Here is a 15,690-nt window from a genome sequence, read left to right as displayed (position 1 = left end):
AAGCCTCGGACATTTTAGCAATATCATTACAATCTGCTTAAAAAATCAATTTTTTAAACCAAGGGATAAGTATGTCCTTTTTTAGGCTTACTCCTTCAGTTGTGTAATTGAATTGTTTTCACGCTAATTTTCTCAATAAATAAAATAGTCGATATACTCAATAACGGTCAATATTATTTACCGGGAGGGGGAAATTTTTTATGCTTGGAGCTTATATAGAGAATAAAGGATAATGGCTGTTTTTATTGAATATTGTCTTATCTTGTCTCTCTGAGCCTATCAGCCTGACCAAGCCCGGGCGCGAAAAATTCGCTCCCAAGAGCTTCACGGTGGCCGACAGGCCGGCAGGGTGCCCCGGGAAACCGGCGCGCCTCCCATTGTGGAAAAGAGGGCTTATGGGATAATTGTTACCCGACAGCCCGTAAAGGCTGTTTTTTTTGCCAAAACAATGTAGGTGCGAATTTATTCGGCTAAGGTCAGGGGACACACCTCTATTTGGGGTATTATTTTATTGCCAAGGAATGTCCCCACTGGAGTGTTCGGATGAATCCGAACCTACAATTTAAAAACCAAAACCATTTTCAAAATGATTTACCGAATTGACCCGGATGGAATGCAGGATATACCCACGTCCCACTTCTCACATCCCACAACTAAAATGGGGGTTTGACATGAATGCTTTTGCTGTAGTAGCCAGCGATCTAAAAATTTACCGGGGTAAAAATTTAGTCTTAGACATTGCTGAGTTCCGGCTGAAAGCCGGTGAGGTAATGGCTCTGATTGGTGTTAACGGTTCTGGGAAAAGCACACTGGTGCAGGCGCTGGCCCTTTTACTTAAACCCGATACGGGGAGAATATTCATCCAGGGTGAGGAAGTAACACCCAAAAAAGAACTCAGCCTGCGCAGAAAGATGGCGGTTGTGTTCCAGGAACCTCTTCTCCTGGACACCAGCGTTTATAATAATGTAGCCTCCGGCCTTTTGCTTAGAGGCTGCAAATCAGCGGATATTGACCAGCGGGTAAAAGAATGGCTGACCCGGCTGGGCATTGAGTCTTTAGCCTTCCGGCAGGCGCGTTTTCTTTCCGGGGGGGAGTCCCAGCGGGTAAGCCTGGCCAGAGCCTTTGCCGTAAACCCGGAAGTATTGTTCCTGGACGAGCCTTTTTCCGCCCTGGACTATCCAACTAAGAGAACTTTGATTACAGAATTGAGTGAAATACTCAAGGCCACCGGAATTGCCACTGTGGTGGTCACTCATGACCCCAGTGAAATACCGCTTATAGCCGGGAGGGTGACAGTCCTGCACGGAGGCAGGATAGCTCAAAGCGGCACACTGGAGGAAATCCGGGTTAAACCGGCCAGCAAAACAGTGGCCGCCCTTGTAGACGCGGCCAACTATAAACCGGCCTGAGGCAGCCGCCTTAACAACTGCAGTAAAAAGGTTTCAATATTAAAGGAATAATCATTATAGGTCTTCATTTTTTTATAAAATCATGTAAATCTTTATAATCTTGTAAATCCTGTCAATTTGTTTGTTGACAGAAGACTTACAAGACTATCTTAAGTTGTTACTGAGTAAAAAGAATAATCATAAAATAAAAACCCCCGGCAGATGGGGGTTAATAAACAAAATGCCACAAACCTTGATAAACCGCTGTTAGCTTGTACGCCTGCTGTCCACTTTACTTGGTATGTAGAGGTGCAGGTTTTCGTGCTTGATGTTGCGTATATGCAGAGTGTGCGACCAGACCTTGTTTTTACGCATGGCAAATCCGATATAGGCTACCGGAATCCAGGTAAGAGCGAAAATTGGGTAGAAGAAAAGCCACCAGTATGCTTTTACCTTTACTTTTTCCAGAAGCAGGCCTATCCCAAAATAAAAGAACTGGGAGAAAAAGCCGACAATCGCCCACCCAGGCTTGTCATATACCTGATCAAACATAAAGATATTGCCGATAAAGCCTATACCAGTCAGCATCAGAATAAACGGCTGGATCAGGTATAAGGCCCCGTCAATCATCGCGAAATTCTTCGTACGGATCCCTTCGTGAATCAGTTTGCCCACATAGCGCCCGGCAACATTGGTATGTCCCTGCATCCAGCGTTTGCGCTGGCGCCAGGACTGCATCAAACTCAGAGGCTTTTCGTCATAGACCTTGGCGTCATGAGCCCAGGTCACTTTAATGTTGTTCATCAGCGCCTTAGTTTGAAACTCCAGGTCTTCAGTCAGTGAAGTCATACCCCAGCCGTACTTTTTGAGCACTTCTGTGGAAAGACACATGCCCGTACCGCCCAGGGCACACGTAAGGCCCAAATTATACTTGGACAGCTGCCAGAACCTGTTGGTCAGGATGTAGCTTATGTAGATCGATTTGGTAATCCAGGTGTCACCCGCGTTCTTAGTGTCGAGGTAGCCCTGGATAATCTTTTCTCCCCTTAAGAGGTGGTTGTTCATAATAGAAAGGAAATCCGCCGCCACCAGGTTATCCGCGTCAAAAACCACAACCGCGTCGTAGGGAATGCCTTTATCAAAAATTTCTTTAAAAGCATATTCCAGAGCGTATCCTTTGCCCACATCAACCTTATTAAAACGTTCGATGACATTTGCTCCGTTATCCGCCGCTATTCGGGCTGTGTGGTCCGTACAGTTATCAGCCACCACATAAACGTCATAAAGTTCCTTGGGGTAATCCAGGTCATTGAGGTTCCTGATTAACTCGCCTATTACCCTCTCCTCATTATGAGCCGCCACAACCACAGCAAAACGCGAACCTGGCGGCAGGGAGTAGTCTATATACTTTCGGTAGAAGCCAAACAAAGAAATCACAAAAAAGTAGAAATAGAAAATAGTTACAAGAAACTGGGTACCGTAAAAAATTGCCTCCATGGCCATCTCCTTCATAACAGAAAAGTGTCTCTTAAATTAATACATCAGAAGAAGGTTCTGCTAAATAATTAAAAATCCTTCTTTTTTATTTATAATTACTACCTATAAATATTGGTAAAAATTGTTCACGGCAGAACATCAGGGGTGGTTTAAGCTTGCCACCCCTGATGTTGTCTAGGCTAACCACGGTTTGCCGTTTTTATTCTTTTCCTCTCCTGGAAATCAAGCCGGCACAAATTTTTATCCCATAAAGACAATATGCACCATACCAGTTATTTTATGACAATAACATTCCTTTGAGGATACCTTAAAAAAAAAGGCCAGCCCTCTTGGGCAGGTTTCCGGTCTTAATCTATACTTTTGCAGCTATTTTGTCCTGTCCATTACTGTCTGAGAGTGTATGGCAAACCGGTTTTTGCCCAATCTCTTCGCCTCGTACAGGGATTTGTCAGCTGCCTCTAAAAACATCTTTTTATCTGTGAACTCCTGGTCCAAAACAGCTATACCCACCGATACGGTTACTTTCATAAAGGTGGTCAAACCTTCCACCGAGCGTTTAACATTGCTGAAAATGCGTTCCGCCACATGAAGGGCATCCTCTTTCGCGGCGTTTTGCAGGATTACCGCAAACTCGTCACCACCGTAACGGAAAACCAGATCCTGCTTTCTTACCGCCAGGAGGATCGCTTCGCCGATGGCCCTTAGCACCTCATCTCCCCGCAAATGCCCGTATGTGTCATTAACAGCTTTAAAATCATCCACATCGATAAACAAAAGAGAAACCGGCTCTTTGGTTGTTTCGTAATTTTCAACCGCTCGGTCCAGGCATTCCTGAAAGTAACCAAGATTAAACGTTCTGGTGAGGCTGTCTGTCGCAGCCATCTTCAAAACAGCTTTTTTATACCTGTAAAACAATAAATATGTTAAAGATGCAACCAGAATGATTGCCAACAAAAAGTCAGCGGGGACTTTCTTCAAAGAAAGTTCACTATAATAGACCGCCATAAGAAAAAAAACTGTGCCGGCAGCGGCGACTAAAATACCGGACCGCCCGCCTCCTGTGAAAGTAAAGGATATTACCGGGGCCAGGTATAACGGCCATAAATAGCTTGAGCTACCCCCGGTAAGTATAATCAGGCTGGATATAAACAACATATCAAAAAAAATATCCAGGGTTTTGTTTTTTGTGAAAAAATTTTTAAAAATCCCGCCTAAAGACAGCTTTGCGGCAGCATACAATAAATAAATAGCAAAAGCTATGTATATGTCTACTCTGAACCTGTTATAGAAAACGGCCATGATGAACAGAGTTGTCAGGATCCTTAGGGCGGGCACAAATTTTTCATAGTTTATGGCCCAATTTCTTTTCTTTGCCTGCATTGGCAGCCCCCGTTATCTGGCTTTTATTTATTAATTATAGTAATTCTATCATTTTTATATCGGCTAATTTCGTAATTCTTTTACCGAAAATAATTTTATTTCTTAAAAAACTAAACGGGCCGCCCGGTATATTTTTCGGGCGGCCCAGTTTGTAGAGAATGATAATTTTAAATGTAGGTTCGATTTCAATCTCTTTTCCCGAAGAACTTAAGGCTTGGGCTAATGCTTTTTCCAATATAAAAACTTTTTATTTTTATTTCTTACCTCATAAAAAAGTCGTCTTTTAAAACTTTTAAGTGGGAATTATAAATCTCAATGTTTTTGATATCCTGTTAATCTTTTAAAATCCTGTAAATCCTGTCAGATTGTTTTTCTTTTCAGAGAGCTAACGTTATAACCATTTTTTAAAAGGAAAAAGCGCCTGGCTTTTCTTAAGCCCTGGCGCCTTAGGGGTTTATTTTAATACCGCTATTTCCCTCTGCAGCTCGGTGTTGACCCAGATCCCGTCAAAGCCAACCGGATCAGGGTCGGAAACCGCCACATAAATCCACTTGCCTTTCACCTGTGTGACCACACCGTCGAAACCTTCTTCTTCCCGGTCCCGGCGGATAAAAACTCTTTTGCCGTCCAGCCACTCCACTTGCATCCCTCCAAATCTTAAACCTTTCTTCTCATGTACCTGTAAAGCAGGAAGCCGCCGCCGCCGAGCAATGCCAGCACGATAATCCAGGTCAGCAGCCTTGGCGCGTAATAATGGTAGCCCCAGGGTGTGTAATAGTAGCTAGGCGTGAAAAACATATGCGTCCACCACGGCGAGGCCCAGTACCTGTTATGATAATAATAAGGCTCATAGGGTGCGTTGCCGAATATCCCTACCTGCTGCTTCTGGGGAAAGAGGTCACTTCCCGGTGAGGCGGAGCGGTCCCAGGCGCCCTTGTACGACTGTGTCCCCGTTGTATACGAACCAGTTCCGGTCGAATAGCCGGACTTGCCGGTGGAATAGTCCTGTGTTGTGGACGGGGGAGTACCCTGGCGAGGGGTGGAAAAGTCCTGAGTGCCGGTTGAATATCCCTTGCCGTAAGAACTGCCGCTGGAAGAGTCACTGTCCCCGGCGGCGCCTGATGATTTAGTGCCGGAACTGGAAGTGGACGGGGCGGAGCTGGCCGCCCCGCCGCCACTTGATGGTTTGCTTGAATAACCGGACGATCCGGATGAATAGCTCTTGCTTGATGATGACACACCCTTACTGCCCGATGAAAAGCTGCTGCGACCGCCGCCGCTGACACCCTTGGCAAAAGCCGGGCCCGCCGTCAGGGCCAGCGCCACCGCCAGACATATCAGCAGGGCCAGAGCTTTCTTGAAGCGGCCCATCTGCTTATTCCCCTTTGCCCATTTCCGCCTTGAGTCTGGCAAGTTCGTCTTCTACTGCTAAGGCGTCGGCAGATTTTTTCAGTTTGGCAAACTCGTCTTCCACTGAACTCTCGACAGAAACCCGTGAGGCCTGAGCTTCCGCCTCCATCCTGGACACTTTATCCTTCATCCGGTCAAAGTCAGAAAATGCTGTAGCTCCAGCCACTTCCTGGATTGCTTCGTTGGCTTGTTTCATGGCCTCAGCCCTGCGCTGCCTGATTACCAGCTGATCCCTCTCGGACCTGGCCTTGTTCAACTTCTCTTCCAGTACTCTGTAGTTGGCGCGCAGTTCTTCCACTGCTTTCTCCTGGTCGGCCAGCTGGCTCTGGTAGTCAACCAGGTTGTTTTCAGCGGTTTTCCTGCGCTCCAGGGCGATTCTGGCCAGGTCGTCCCTGTTCTGGGTTACCGCTACTTTGGCCTGGGTGGTCCAGGACTCGATTTCTTTCTGGCTGGCTTCAATTCTCTGGCGCAGAGTAAGCTGGTCCGCGACAGCCCGGTTGACTTGCAGGTTAAACTTCTTTAGCTCCTCGGTTGCCCGCTCAATGTAAAGGTTCAACAATTTTTCAGGGTCTTCCGCTCTGGAAATCAGGTCGGAAATGTTCGCTTCCAACAAGTCCTTCAACCTCTGAAACAGTCCCATCTCACATACTCCCCTTTTTGAATTTTTACTGAAGCCCCGGGTGCTTCAATTCCTTATCTTATTGATTTTTGAGGTAAATTACAAAGCACACACAGGCTAATCGCAGACTGCGGCGGCGCCGGCCGGCTGACCACCGCGGCGCGCGGTACTGGGTCATAAAAGATCTCCTGTTTTCTCACTCAATCTCGCTGTTTCAAAAAAACTGTGATATCCTTTCTCAAAACCATGGTAATTTTATAATGAAGTCATTGTTTTCAACCTAAGAAATGCTGGCGCCGATGATAAAGCTGAAAGTAATGGAGAAAACCATGGCCAGCAGCCCCACCGCGTTATTTCCCGAGGCGATTTCATCATTTACATTAAGGCGTGGTGTCAGCCATTCAAAAGCCAGGTATACCAGGATGAGCAGCGCCATGCCCAACAAACCCCAAATAACGGTCTGGGCGGCGTTATCGTTAGAAAGTATGGCGAAGCGCATGATATTGCCCACGCCGAAGACTTTCCCGCCCAGGGCCATGGCCGCCGCGGTGTTGCCCTTGGTGATTTCTTCCCAGTCGTTATACCTGGTTAGTTTGACAAAAACAAAAATTGTAAGGAGAATGATCAAAGAAGAGATTATAAAACAGGTTAGAGTTGACTCAATCATCAGCCACATCTGCTTTTTTTCACCCCCAGTCGTGACTTGTTTAATAAAATATTCGGCTGTTCAGGCCCAAATCCTTATTTTTTTTGTCTTTTTTAACGTGTAAATACCGGTAGCCTGCCCAAATAAATCAAATCCTTATTATACTTCTCCCCTTCTTTTAATACTGCCGCCCTGCACACCACTTTACCCCCGGCCTGCAGGATCAGTTCTTCCACGGCGTTAATCGAGCCCCCCGTAGATACAACATCGTCAACAATAGCGACCCGCCTGCCGCATACTTTTTCAACATCAAGGCCGTCCAGCACCAGTTCCTGCGCACTGGTGGTGGTAATGGAACGGGTTGACACAATCAGAGGGTTTTCCATGTAGGCCTTGACACTCTTACGGCAGACCACATAGGTCAGGTGCCCCAGAAATGTGGCCATTACCTGCAACAGCGGCAGTACTTTGGCTTCCGGCCCGACCAGGATGTCGCAGTCAAAATTCATAATTTCAGCCGCCAGGGCCGCCCCGCAAATATTGTTCAGCTGTACGTCCCCCAGCATGACAAAAGATGCAATCCACAGGTTTTCGCCAACTTTAACCACCGGGAGACGCCTTTTCAGTCCAGCCACTTCCAGTTCATACTCAGACTGCCCTTTATAAAGCAATAAATATCACCCCCGCAGCACTATTTCTTTTTTCGGGATCAAATCGCTCACTCCTGCAAACTCATTTTTTATTTTTATCTTCACCGTCTAATTGAAGAGGATTTTGTCGTTTGAGTTAGAAAATCACATATCAGGATATATTAATAAAAGCATTTCCTAAGAGGTATTTTTTTTATGTCAATCATCCAAGCCAAAGGACTTAACTACAGGTACAAACAGGACGGGGAATGGGCCGTTTACAACGTGGACCTGACTGTGGAAAACGGTGAGATAATCGGACTTGTCGGCAGCAGCGGCTGCGGCAAGTCCACTACCGCCTACATTCTCAGCGGGATTATCCCTCATTATTACAAGTACGGGGAAATTCAGGGCAGCCTGTTCATTGAAGGCCGTAATTCCCTGGCGCAGGACGGTGACTTTTCAGGCAGTGTCGGCATTGTGATGCAAAACCCTGATGCCCAGCTTTTTGGCTTCAGCGTGGAAGATACTATAGCTTTCGGGCTGGAGAATATCAGGCTGGGCCGGCAGGAAATGGTGCAGCGGGTAAACCGGGTTATTGAAGAGCTGAACATCGAGCACCTGCGTACCAGGTTTACCGGTGAATTATCAGGAGGCCAGAAGCAGGTCGCCTGCATCGCCTCGGTCCTGGCTCTCGACCCCAAGGTGTTGATATTAGACGAGCCCGTGTCGTCACTTGATCCGGGCGGGCGCATGCTGGTACAGCAAACAGTGCGGCGACTGAAAGAGCTGGGCCGGACTGTGCTGGTTATCGACCATAACCTGGAATGGATTGCCCCCCTGTTGGACAGGGTAGTAGTGATGGAAAAAGGGTCAGTCATATTTGACGGGCCTACTGCCGCTTTCCTGGGCAACAGTGAGGTTATAGAAAGATCTGGAGTAACGCCGCCCCAAGTTACCGAACTGTACTACCTGCTGCGCTCCACTATGGGTGAACTGCCTATTTTCATCAGCTATCAGGACACCAGAGATTTTCTAAATAAAAAAGGGCTGTTAAAACCTGGCGGGAGACAGAAAATAAACCCCGGCAACGGGGATTCAGCCAAAAATCAACAACCGGCTGCAGGCCCAGCCAGCGTGACTGTCTCCAACCTATACCACTTTTACGGACGTACTGCAGCGGTGAGTGAGGTAAACGCGGCATTTTACCCCGGCCGGGTTACCGCCGTTGTCGGACAAAACGGTTCGGGGAAAAGCACCCTGGTCAAGCACTTCAACGGGCTGCTGAAGCCTACCCGCGGGACTCTTGAAGTGGCCGGGCTGTCCCCGGCCAGTACCAGCATAGCCCAGATGGCCCGCAGGGTCGGCATGGTGTTCCAAAACCCTGAGCAGATGCTTTTCGAGGAAACGGTGGAAAAAGAAGCCTTGTTTGGCATCCAGGCTGTATTTGGCAGCGTCAGCGAAGAAAACCGGGCACGCGTGCTTGATTTACTCGAACAGTTCAGCCTTAGAGAGGCAGCTGAGGAAGCGCCCTTTAACCTGGCCGCCGGCCAAAAACAGTCACTTGCCATTGTCTCCGCTCTGGCGGTGGACCCCGAGGTACTGATCCTGGACGAGCCGACCCTGGGGTTCGACAGAAAAAGAAAGTCAGAACTGGTTAGTTTAATTCACAAGTTAAGGGCGGACGGGAGGACAGTGATCCTGATCTCCCATGACCTTTCCCTGGTGGCGGAGGTAGCCGACGATGTCCTGGTCATGAACCAGAGCAGGGTCAGGGCTTTTGGTCCCCTGAGGGAGGTCTTTGCCATGCAGGAGCTTTTTGAAGAAATAGGCATCCCGCTGCCGCAGGTGGTCAGGCTCGGCCTGGAATGCGGCTGTAACGGGGTTTTAAATTTAAAGGAACTTATATCTCTAATGGATTTATCGAATTATGTGCAGGGATAAGTATTCAAGGAGGTTTGCAATATGCAGGTGGTGGGTTATGTCCCCCGGAATTCTTTTTTCCATCAATTGGACCCCCGGATTAAACTTCTCTGGTTTATTATTTTTACCTTAACGGCGCTGATCTGCCGGACCCTGCCGGTAATGAGCCTGATGGTAATCTGCATATTCCTGCTCTGGATAGCGGCGGATGTTTTAAAAGAAGCGCTGAATTTCGTCAGGCGGGCATTTATATTACTGTTAATAGCCCTGGTTACCTGGATTGTATTCGGAGCAATTAACCTTGACCCCAATGGGGTGGTGCTTTTTTCAATCGGCTTTCTGCACGTGGAAAATACCGATATAATCAAGGCACTGACCACAACCCTGTACATTTTTGCGATGATCAGTGTTTTTTATATGATCATTTTAACCACTAATTTCAGCGAGCTTACCCGGGGACTGTCCCAAATCGGCATACCTTTTGTGGCCTCTTTTATGATCAGCCTGATTTTTCAGGTTATACCCATCCTGATTACCGAGTTCAGTACGGTAGCAGACGCTCAGCGCAGCCGCGGCCTGGAGCTTGACCAGGGCGGGCTGGTCAAGAGAAGCAAAAGCTACGCTGCCATTGCTTTTCCCCTTTTACTGCGGTGCATCTCCCTCGGACGCAATATGGCCACCGCCCTGCACGTTTATCAGTTTCAGGCCGGCAGCCCGCGTTCCACCTACCGGGAATACCGGATCAGGACCGCCGACCTGTTTTTCTGTTTGCTGATGGCTGGTTATGTGGCCCTATCCACATACATTTTCTTATACTGGGGGCGTTAAGAATGAAAAGAATGCTGGCGGAGATGACTACTGAAGAGGTAGCCGGTATAGACAAGAACCTGGCTATAGCCATGCTGCCCATAGCCGCCCATGAACAACACGGGCCGCACCTGCCAATCGGGACTGACACCTATATCTTAAACGGTGTCCTGGAGGAATTCATTAAAATCCTGCCGGATGACCTGCCCCTTGTGGTCACTCCCTCCATCCCCATCGGCAAAAGCAACGAACACATGCCTTTCGCCGGAACACTCAGCTTTTCCTATGAAACCCTGCTGGGAGTTGTACATGACATATGTAAAAGCCTGGCCCGTCACGGTTTCCGGAAAATTGCCATCTTTAACGCGCACGGAGGCAATACGGACATCCTGACCTCTCTCTGCAGGGACCTGCGGGACCAGCTGAATGTACGGGTATTTGTAATTGACTGGTGGTTCACCAACTTCTGGGCGGACATTCTCGCAGAACTTCAGGAATCCCCCCGGGACGGTGTTTTTCACGCCTGTGAGCTGGAAACTTCCATAATGATGCACCTGCGTCCGGAACTGGTTAACACAGACCGGATGGCCCCCTGCTTTCCGCCTGAGCAGCTGCGCCGCAACAAATACGTAACCATTTTCGGGCCAGTTACAATGGGCTGGCTGACCCCCGATCTGGCCCCAACCGGGGTAATCGGTGACCCAACCAAAGCTTCAGCGGAAAAGGGCCGGCGGTTTGTGGCTTTCGCAGCCGGCAGGCTGGTGGAAATAGCGAGGGAAATTGCGGCTCTGGAGAATTTAGGGTAAAGGAGGAGAAATGCTTAAAGAATTATTTTCGTTTACTGAACTTATTCTTTTTTAAAAGGAGGCATATGCAATGCCAGACAGATCAAAGTCCATGACAACCACGAACATTGTCTATTGGGTCATCTGGGGTGTCCTTACCGGTGTGCTCTGGGCTTTTGTGAACCCGATCAGCCTGGTGCCGGGTGTCATCCACCTGCGTATTTTCGCCTTTCTGCCGGCTGTTATCGGCATCCTTTTCGGGCCCCGCTCGGGCTTCTTTTCCGGGTACATCGGCACGGTAGTATGGTCCCTGCTGGCAGGCTCTTTCATTCCGGCCCATAGCCTGATAGTGGACGGCATTATGGTTGGCTTCACCGGCCTGCTTCCCGCGGTAATGGTGGGGCGCGGGCGCAGCTTTGAAGAACTGGCCGCCGACAGCACCATTATCTGGACTTCGGCCATCTGGTCCTTCATCGCGGGTGTGATTATGATCTTTGCGGTTTGCGCCAGCCTGGCCTACCTGAAAATTTTCCCCTTCTGGTGGAGCGTTTTCTGGATCGGGATCAGCGATATCGCACCGCTGGTTGTCGGCACGCCTATTCTGGTGAAATTCCTGGCCCAGCGCCTGGCCAAAGCCGGTGTAAAGATGAACTGGAGCTAAAAACTTTTAAAGGAGCCGTACCTGTGAAACGGCTCCTTTTAGTTTGCAGCTAAAGCCGTCCATGGTGTTGATTAGACGCCAGCAAATGATGGAAATTAGCCGCTAAAAATCGAACTGGCGGTTACTGGCTTATCTCAACTATATCCCGGTCCTGGATCACGTAGTCCCGCATAACCGACTGCCCGTCGTAACGGGCCGAACCCCAGACCCTGGCGTTTTTCATCAGCCGCGGCAGATCCCGGTGGATATTCTCGGCCAGGTCAAAAATGGTGCTGCCGCGCTTGAGGATAAAAGGCCTTTTCAGGTCAGGTTCCTTGCCGGGTACTTTGGTATAGACCCGGATGACCCCGAGCATCTGGAAGATTTTTTCCCGCAGGTCCTCCAAGCCAAGGCCAGTCACATTGGACACCGGAAAAAACTCTATTCCTTCAGGCCCCAGTTCCTTCATTATTTGTATGTTGTCCGGACTCTGCGGCAGGTCGGCTCTGGCGGCCAGCACCAGCATTTTATCGGGGGCTATTCCCCGCACACCTGGCGCGGTATCCTCGCGTACAATCTTTTTCTCTTTAAGGTAGTTCAGAGAAAATAAAAGCTGTTCAAGGCAGTCGTCCGCGGCGGCGTCAACCAGCAGCAGCAGTACATCGGCATTGCGTAGCACACCGGATAAACCAGCCGGAATAATCTCCTCCGTCACCGGCGGGGTGTCCACCAACTGGATGAAAATGTCCTGGTAGGGCATCATACCGGCCAGGGGCACGGTTGTTGTAAAGGGGTAATCAGCAACTTTGGGTTTGGCCCTGGTCATGGCGGCTACAAGAGATGACTTGCCTGAATTGGGGAATCCCAGCAGCGCCACCTGCCCCGCCCCCTGTCTTTCAATACTGAAGGGATCGGCCCGGCTGGTCTTAGCTTTTTTCTGCCCCTCCTGCCTGAGCTTGGAAAGCCGCTTTTTCAGGTCCGCCTGGATCTTTTCAGTGCCTTTATGTTTGGGAATAACCGCCAGCATCTCCTCCAGCGCCGCGATCTTTTCCTCAACAGTCACAGCTTTCTTAAAGGCTTCTTCAGCCTCGTAATACTGGGGTGTCAGGTTGGCCGGCAATATCTTTACCCCCTTTAAAATATTCTTCTATTACATTAACATGAATTCCTGGAAAAAATAAAGTTATGTCATTATGACATGCCTTCAAAAAAAGGACCAAAGTCATAAAAAAATAGGACCAATGGCCGATGTTCCGCAACAAATAAAAATATTAACATATTGTAACAACATATATCTGACAAGGGCAAACTCACCGAAAGGTGGGGACGCAAAGCCAACGGACCTAAAAGCGGGTGCTATGGTGGCCGGGTTACAAGAAGTTATTTTAGGAGTATACTTTAAGTGTACATTTAAAGTAAGTGAATTGGTAACCTGCCTTTCAGGCAGGTTTTGATTTTTCTTCTTAAATACTCAACCCGCTTTTTCTGGCGGATATATTAGGTTTTATACTTGTCCAAATAAATATTGCTCCACCTATCGTTAATATAACATCCCCAATGCTGAATACCCTGGTAATCAGAATCCAGTGGGGCATCAGGAAGATATCTGATAGAAAAAAAAATTTTGTGCTTGGACCTGCGGCTATATGATTGTACAGCGGTAAGCCTTGACTAATCTTCACAAGCTCTTCAGGTGTAGACACAAGATTAAGATATTCAATCTTCACTGGCATATATCCTGAATTAAAAACAATAGCAGTCAGATTACTGATAAGGCCTAAACCAACTAAGAACAAACCACGCAAATGCATATTTAAAAGAACAAAAACGGCTACCAGAAAGAGTGAGATTATATAAAGCTTCTGGCCAAGCGAATCTGGAATACCAATGACTAATCGCAGGTTAGAATTAGTAATAATTTTTATGGCAACCGCAACAAATACAAGCCAGGAATGACGGAACGAAATGTTTTTGAGATTTTGAATTCTCCCGCCGGTAATTAAGGCGACGAAGCCAACTATCATAATAACTATTACAAAAGCCATGAGTTACCTCCAAAACATTAATTATTTTCATCTGTGAGATATCTAATAAAGGCTTTTACTATATGCGGGTCGAATTGTGTGCCCGAGCATCTGTCTAATTCGTTTATTGCTTCCTCCCGTGTCATCGCCTTACGGTAGGGGCGGTCGGAAGTCATAGCGTCAAACGCGTCCGCCACGGCTAATATTCTCGCCCCTAGAGGAATGTTATGAGCTTTTAAACCCTGGGGGTAACCATTCCCATCGTACGTCTCGTGGTGGCAGCGGACAAGCTGGGCTCCTGACTTATAAAAACGCAGGTTATTAAGAATATCATAGCCCACCTGCGAATGGCCCAGTATTATTTCTCTTTCAGTTGGGTTTAAACAACCGCTTTTTAATAATATTGAATCCGGCACCGATATCTTTCCAAGGTCATGTACTCTGGCTGCCGTATCCAGGGTTTCAACTACACTCGGTTGAAGGTTAAGTTGTTCAGCAATCTCTCTGCAATAGTTGGCGACTCTTAGGGAATGTTCGGAGGTATACGAATCTCTTTTATCTATTATATCGGCCAGCGCTTCTATTGTTTTTTTAGTTTCAGTTCTCAAAACTATATAGTTCTCAAAACTATAATGCGCCATGGCCAAAGGTAAAATAACAATCAAAATTGATAATGGTTCTGTAATATACAATATTACAATGAGCAAGCTAACAGGTACCAAAGAAGCAAAGTGCAATAGCTCAAGTTTTATATCTCTGGTTAATTCCCTTAATAGTTTTGTCTTATTATGCAACGAAACAACTGTTGAAACTAATGTATAATTTACTATGACATATATAATGCAACTGAGGAACATTGCTGGAAAGTATTCTCTTAAATTTATATGGTTTACTAAATTCAAATGTTCTATATTATTAGGCAACAAATAATGATATCCAATGTATGCCGCATAGATACTTATTGCATATTGACTAAAATTAAATAACAATTTATTTAAACCGCGTTTGCCAGTAGCATCAACAATTATATTAGAAATTGTTGATATTAAAATTGCAGTTGGCAGTCCAAAAAGAAACAATGAAGAGATATGCACCGCAAAAGAAACTGTTAATTGGTCTCCGTATGAAATGGTTACTGGTTTTAATTCAGTGGCGGTACTAAAAACAGTCCAGAATACGTAAATCCAAATTAGTTCCATGCTCAATTTTGGTGCCACATATATAATTAAGCATAAACCCAAAATATCAATTATTATACGATAAATCAATTCTGGTCTATTAACTTCATTAGTTTTCTTACTTATTGAAATAATTGTAGCTGCCCCCATTTAAGTTGTCTTTTAAAGACTATTTTTTCTAAATTTTTTTTAAAATTCCTTTTAAAAAAACAATTTAACGACAATTTTTTTAACAACAAAAAAATGTAAGAATATGTTGAAAAAAAGTAATTTACAGGCAGTTAAAATAAAATTATAATGAAAATAAGATTTTGGAAAAATAGTGAAAAAACATGAAAGGAGCGATAAAGGAATGCGCTGGAAAATCTTTCAGATTATGTTTGTCTTGTTGTCTTTAATAGTTGCTTCAGGCGCCGGTCATAGAAATTAGGACAAGAAAAAAGTATTAGAGCGTCTTTCAGCTATTTGAAAAGACGCTTCTTTTTTTAGTGTTTTATATTATTAAACTAATTTAAAAAAAAGCTAAAAGAACTATTTAAAAGGATTCTTACAAAATTTAAATTTTTTATACCAAATTTCGCTAAATTATTATATAATTTTTCATAATAATGATTTGGTAATAGATAGAAGGGGTGATTTAGGCTCTTAAGTCCAAGTATCTTTGAAAAATGGAAAGAAACTAAGCAAACCCATGAAAAGACAATATGAAACCAGGGGCCGCCGCCAATGATAGCCATTCTTTAAAAGAGGTATTCGAGGGTAAA

Annotated in this window: 16 protein-coding genes and 2 riboswitches; of the genes, 5 read left to right on the top strand and 11 right to left on the bottom strand. The window is 46.2% G+C overall.

What is annotated here, in order from left to right; translation table 11 throughout:
* The first annotated feature begins 256 nt into the window (after positions 1 to 256).
* Positions 257 to 406, top strand: a riboswitch (molybdenum cofactor riboswitch).
* A 265-nt stretch (positions 407 to 671) separates the two neighbouring features.
* Positions 672 to 1,409: an ABC transporter ATP-binding protein gene (locus Pmgp_RS17360; RefSeq protein WP_134215644.1), complete on the top strand. Its 738-nt coding sequence runs from the start codon at positions 672 to 674 to the stop codon at positions 1,407 to 1,409.
* Between the two features lie 246 nt (positions 1,410 to 1,655).
* On the opposite strand, the gene Pmgp_RS17355 is transcribed toward Pmgp_RS17360, so the two are convergent.
* The 8 genes from Pmgp_RS17355 to Pmgp_RS17320 form a co-directional block, all read right to left on the bottom strand.
* Entirely contained in the window at positions 1,656 to 2,885 is a 1,230-nt protein-coding gene (locus tag Pmgp_RS17355; RefSeq protein ID WP_134215642.1) for a glycosyltransferase family 2 protein, read from the bottom strand.
* A gap of 366 nt (positions 2,886 to 3,251) precedes the next feature.
* Entirely contained in the window at positions 3,252 to 4,265 is a 1,014-nt protein-coding gene (locus tag Pmgp_RS17350; protein WP_134215641.1) for a GGDEF domain-containing protein, read from the bottom strand.
* 34 nt (positions 4,266 to 4,299) lie between these two features.
* On the bottom strand, positions 4,300 to 4,500 hold the full coding sequence (locus Pmgp_RS17345) for a hypothetical protein (protein ID WP_134215639.1): 201 nt from the start codon (positions 4,498 to 4,500) through the stop codon (positions 4,300 to 4,302).
* A 219-nt stretch (positions 4,501 to 4,719) separates the two neighbouring features.
* On the bottom strand, positions 4,720 to 4,905 hold the full coding sequence (locus Pmgp_RS17340) for a hypothetical protein (protein WP_134215637.1): 186 nt from the start codon (positions 4,903 to 4,905) through the stop codon (positions 4,720 to 4,722).
* A 17-nt stretch (positions 4,906 to 4,922) separates the two neighbouring features.
* Positions 4,923 to 5,636 (bottom strand): hypothetical protein, encoded by a 714-nt coding sequence (locus Pmgp_RS17335; protein ID WP_134215635.1) that lies wholly within the window; start codon positions 5,634 to 5,636, stop codon positions 4,923 to 4,925.
* A gap of 4 nt (positions 5,637 to 5,640) precedes the next feature.
* Positions 5,641 to 6,315 carry a PspA/IM30 family protein gene (locus Pmgp_RS17330; protein ID WP_134215633.1) on the bottom strand — a complete coding sequence of 225 codons (675 nt, stop codon included), beginning with the start codon at positions 6,313 to 6,315 and terminating at the stop codon, positions 5,641 to 5,643.
* A gap of 259 nt (positions 6,316 to 6,574) precedes the next feature.
* Positions 6,575 to 6,970: a DUF350 domain-containing protein gene (locus tag Pmgp_RS17325; protein ID WP_134215631.1), complete on the bottom strand. Its 396-nt coding sequence runs from the start codon at positions 6,968 to 6,970 to the stop codon at positions 6,575 to 6,577.
* A gap of 83 nt (positions 6,971 to 7,053) precedes the next feature.
* Positions 7,054 to 7,611 (bottom strand): phosphoribosyltransferase family protein, encoded by a 558-nt coding sequence (locus tag Pmgp_RS17320; protein WP_134215629.1) that lies wholly within the window; start codon positions 7,609 to 7,611, stop codon positions 7,054 to 7,056.
* 174 nt (positions 7,612 to 7,785) lie between these two features.
* Here Pmgp_RS17320 and Pmgp_RS17315 point away from each other — a divergent pair, with 174 nt between their 5' ends.
* The 4 genes from Pmgp_RS17315 (at position 7,786) to Pmgp_RS17300 (ending at position 11,745) form a co-directional block, all read left to right on the top strand.
* Positions 7,786 to 9,513: an ABC transporter ATP-binding protein gene (locus Pmgp_RS17315; protein ID WP_134215627.1), complete on the top strand. Its 1,728-nt coding sequence runs from the start codon at positions 7,786 to 7,788 to the stop codon at positions 9,511 to 9,513.
* Between the two features lie 21 nt (positions 9,514 to 9,534).
* The gene (locus Pmgp_RS17310) at positions 9,535 to 10,320 is read left to right on the top strand and encodes an energy-coupling factor transporter transmembrane component T family protein (protein WP_134215625.1); all 786 of its coding nucleotides are present in this window, start codon (positions 9,535 to 9,537) and stop codon (positions 10,318 to 10,320) included.
* Positions 10,321 to 10,322: 2 nt separating this feature from the next.
* Positions 10,323 to 11,105, top strand: coding sequence for a creatininase family protein (locus Pmgp_RS17305; RefSeq protein ID WP_134215623.1), 783 nt, complete (start codon positions 10,323 to 10,325; stop codon positions 11,103 to 11,105).
* Positions 11,106 to 11,175: 70 nt separating this feature from the next.
* The gene (locus tag Pmgp_RS17300; protein ID WP_134215621.1) at positions 11,176 to 11,745 is read left to right on the top strand and encodes an aminotriazole resistance protein; all 570 of its coding nucleotides are present in this window, start codon (positions 11,176 to 11,178) and stop codon (positions 11,743 to 11,745) included.
* Between the two features lie 121 nt (positions 11,746 to 11,866).
* Here Pmgp_RS17300 and Pmgp_RS17295 read toward each other — a convergent pair whose 3' ends face one another.
* The 3 genes from Pmgp_RS17295 to Pmgp_RS17285 all read right to left on the bottom strand — a co-directional run bounded on the left by Pmgp_RS17295 (position 11,867) and on the right by Pmgp_RS17285 (position 15,076).
* Positions 11,867 to 12,844, bottom strand: a complete 978-nt coding sequence (locus tag Pmgp_RS17295; RefSeq protein WP_134215619.1) for a GTPase — start codon at positions 12,842 to 12,844, stop codon at positions 11,867 to 11,869.
* Positions 12,845 to 13,017: 173 nt separating this feature from the next.
* Positions 13,018 to 13,102: riboswitch (cyclic di-GMP riboswitch) on the top strand.
* A gap of 85 nt (positions 13,103 to 13,187) precedes the next feature.
* On the bottom strand, positions 13,188 to 13,769 hold the full coding sequence (locus Pmgp_RS17290) for a DUF5317 domain-containing protein (RefSeq protein WP_134215617.1): 582 nt from the start codon (positions 13,767 to 13,769) through the stop codon (positions 13,188 to 13,190).
* 17 nt (positions 13,770 to 13,786) lie between these two features.
* Entirely contained in the window at positions 13,787 to 15,076 is a 1,290-nt protein-coding gene (locus tag Pmgp_RS17285; RefSeq protein ID WP_134215615.1) for an HD-GYP domain-containing protein, read from the bottom strand.
* Positions 15,077 to 15,690: the final 614 nt, after the last annotated feature.

The sequence above is a fragment of the Pelotomaculum propionicicum genome (assembly GCF_004369225.1).
GTDB classification, from domain to species: Bacteria; Bacillota; Desulfotomaculia; order Desulfotomaculales; family Pelotomaculaceae; genus Pelotomaculum_B; species Pelotomaculum_B propionicicum.
The sequence above is the reverse complement of the archived record's forward strand: the minus strand, read 5'-3'. Positions and strand labels throughout refer to the sequence as shown.

What these genes read in the sequence shown, in the direction of transcription:
- Pmgp_RS17360 (WP_134215644.1), top strand. Translation starts at nt 672, where the DNA reads ATGAATGCTTTTGCTGTAGTAGCCAGCGATCTAAAAATTTACCGGGGT.
- Pmgp_RS17355 (WP_134215642.1), bottom strand. Translation starts at nt 2,885, where the DNA reads ATGGAGGCAATTTTTTACGGTACCCAGTTTCTTGTAACTATTTTCTAT.
- Pmgp_RS17350 (WP_134215641.1), bottom strand. Translation starts at nt 4,265, where the DNA reads ATGCAGGCAAAGAAAAGAAATTGGGCCATAAACTATGAAAAATTTGTG.
- Pmgp_RS17335 (WP_134215635.1), bottom strand. Translation starts at nt 5,636, where the DNA reads ATGGGCCGCTTCAAGAAAGCTCTGGCCCTGCTGATATGTCTGGCGGTG.
- Pmgp_RS17330 (WP_134215633.1), bottom strand. Translation starts at nt 6,315, where the DNA reads ATGGGACTGTTTCAGAGGTTGAAGGACTTGTTGGAAGCGAACATTTCC.
- Pmgp_RS17325 (WP_134215631.1), bottom strand. Translation starts at nt 6,970, where the DNA reads ATGTGGCTGATGATTGAGTCAACTCTAACCTGTTTTATAATCTCTTCT.
- Pmgp_RS17315 (WP_134215627.1), top strand. Translation starts at nt 7,786, where the DNA reads ATGTCAATCATCCAAGCCAAAGGACTTAACTACAGGTACAAACAGGAC.
- Pmgp_RS17310 (WP_134215625.1), top strand. Translation starts at nt 9,535, where the DNA reads ATGCAGGTGGTGGGTTATGTCCCCCGGAATTCTTTTTTCCATCAATTG.
- Pmgp_RS17305 (WP_134215623.1), top strand. Translation starts at nt 10,323, where the DNA reads ATGAAAAGAATGCTGGCGGAGATGACTACTGAAGAGGTAGCCGGTATA.
- Pmgp_RS17300 (WP_134215621.1), top strand. Translation starts at nt 11,176, where the DNA reads ATGCCAGACAGATCAAAGTCCATGACAACCACGAACATTGTCTATTGG.
- Pmgp_RS17290 (WP_134215617.1), bottom strand. Translation starts at nt 13,769, where the DNA reads ATGGCTTTTGTAATAGTTATTATGATAGTTGGCTTCGTCGCCTTAATT.
- Pmgp_RS17285 (WP_134215615.1), bottom strand. Translation starts at nt 15,076, where the DNA reads ATGGGGGCAGCTACAATTATTTCAATAAGTAAGAAAACTAATGAAGTT.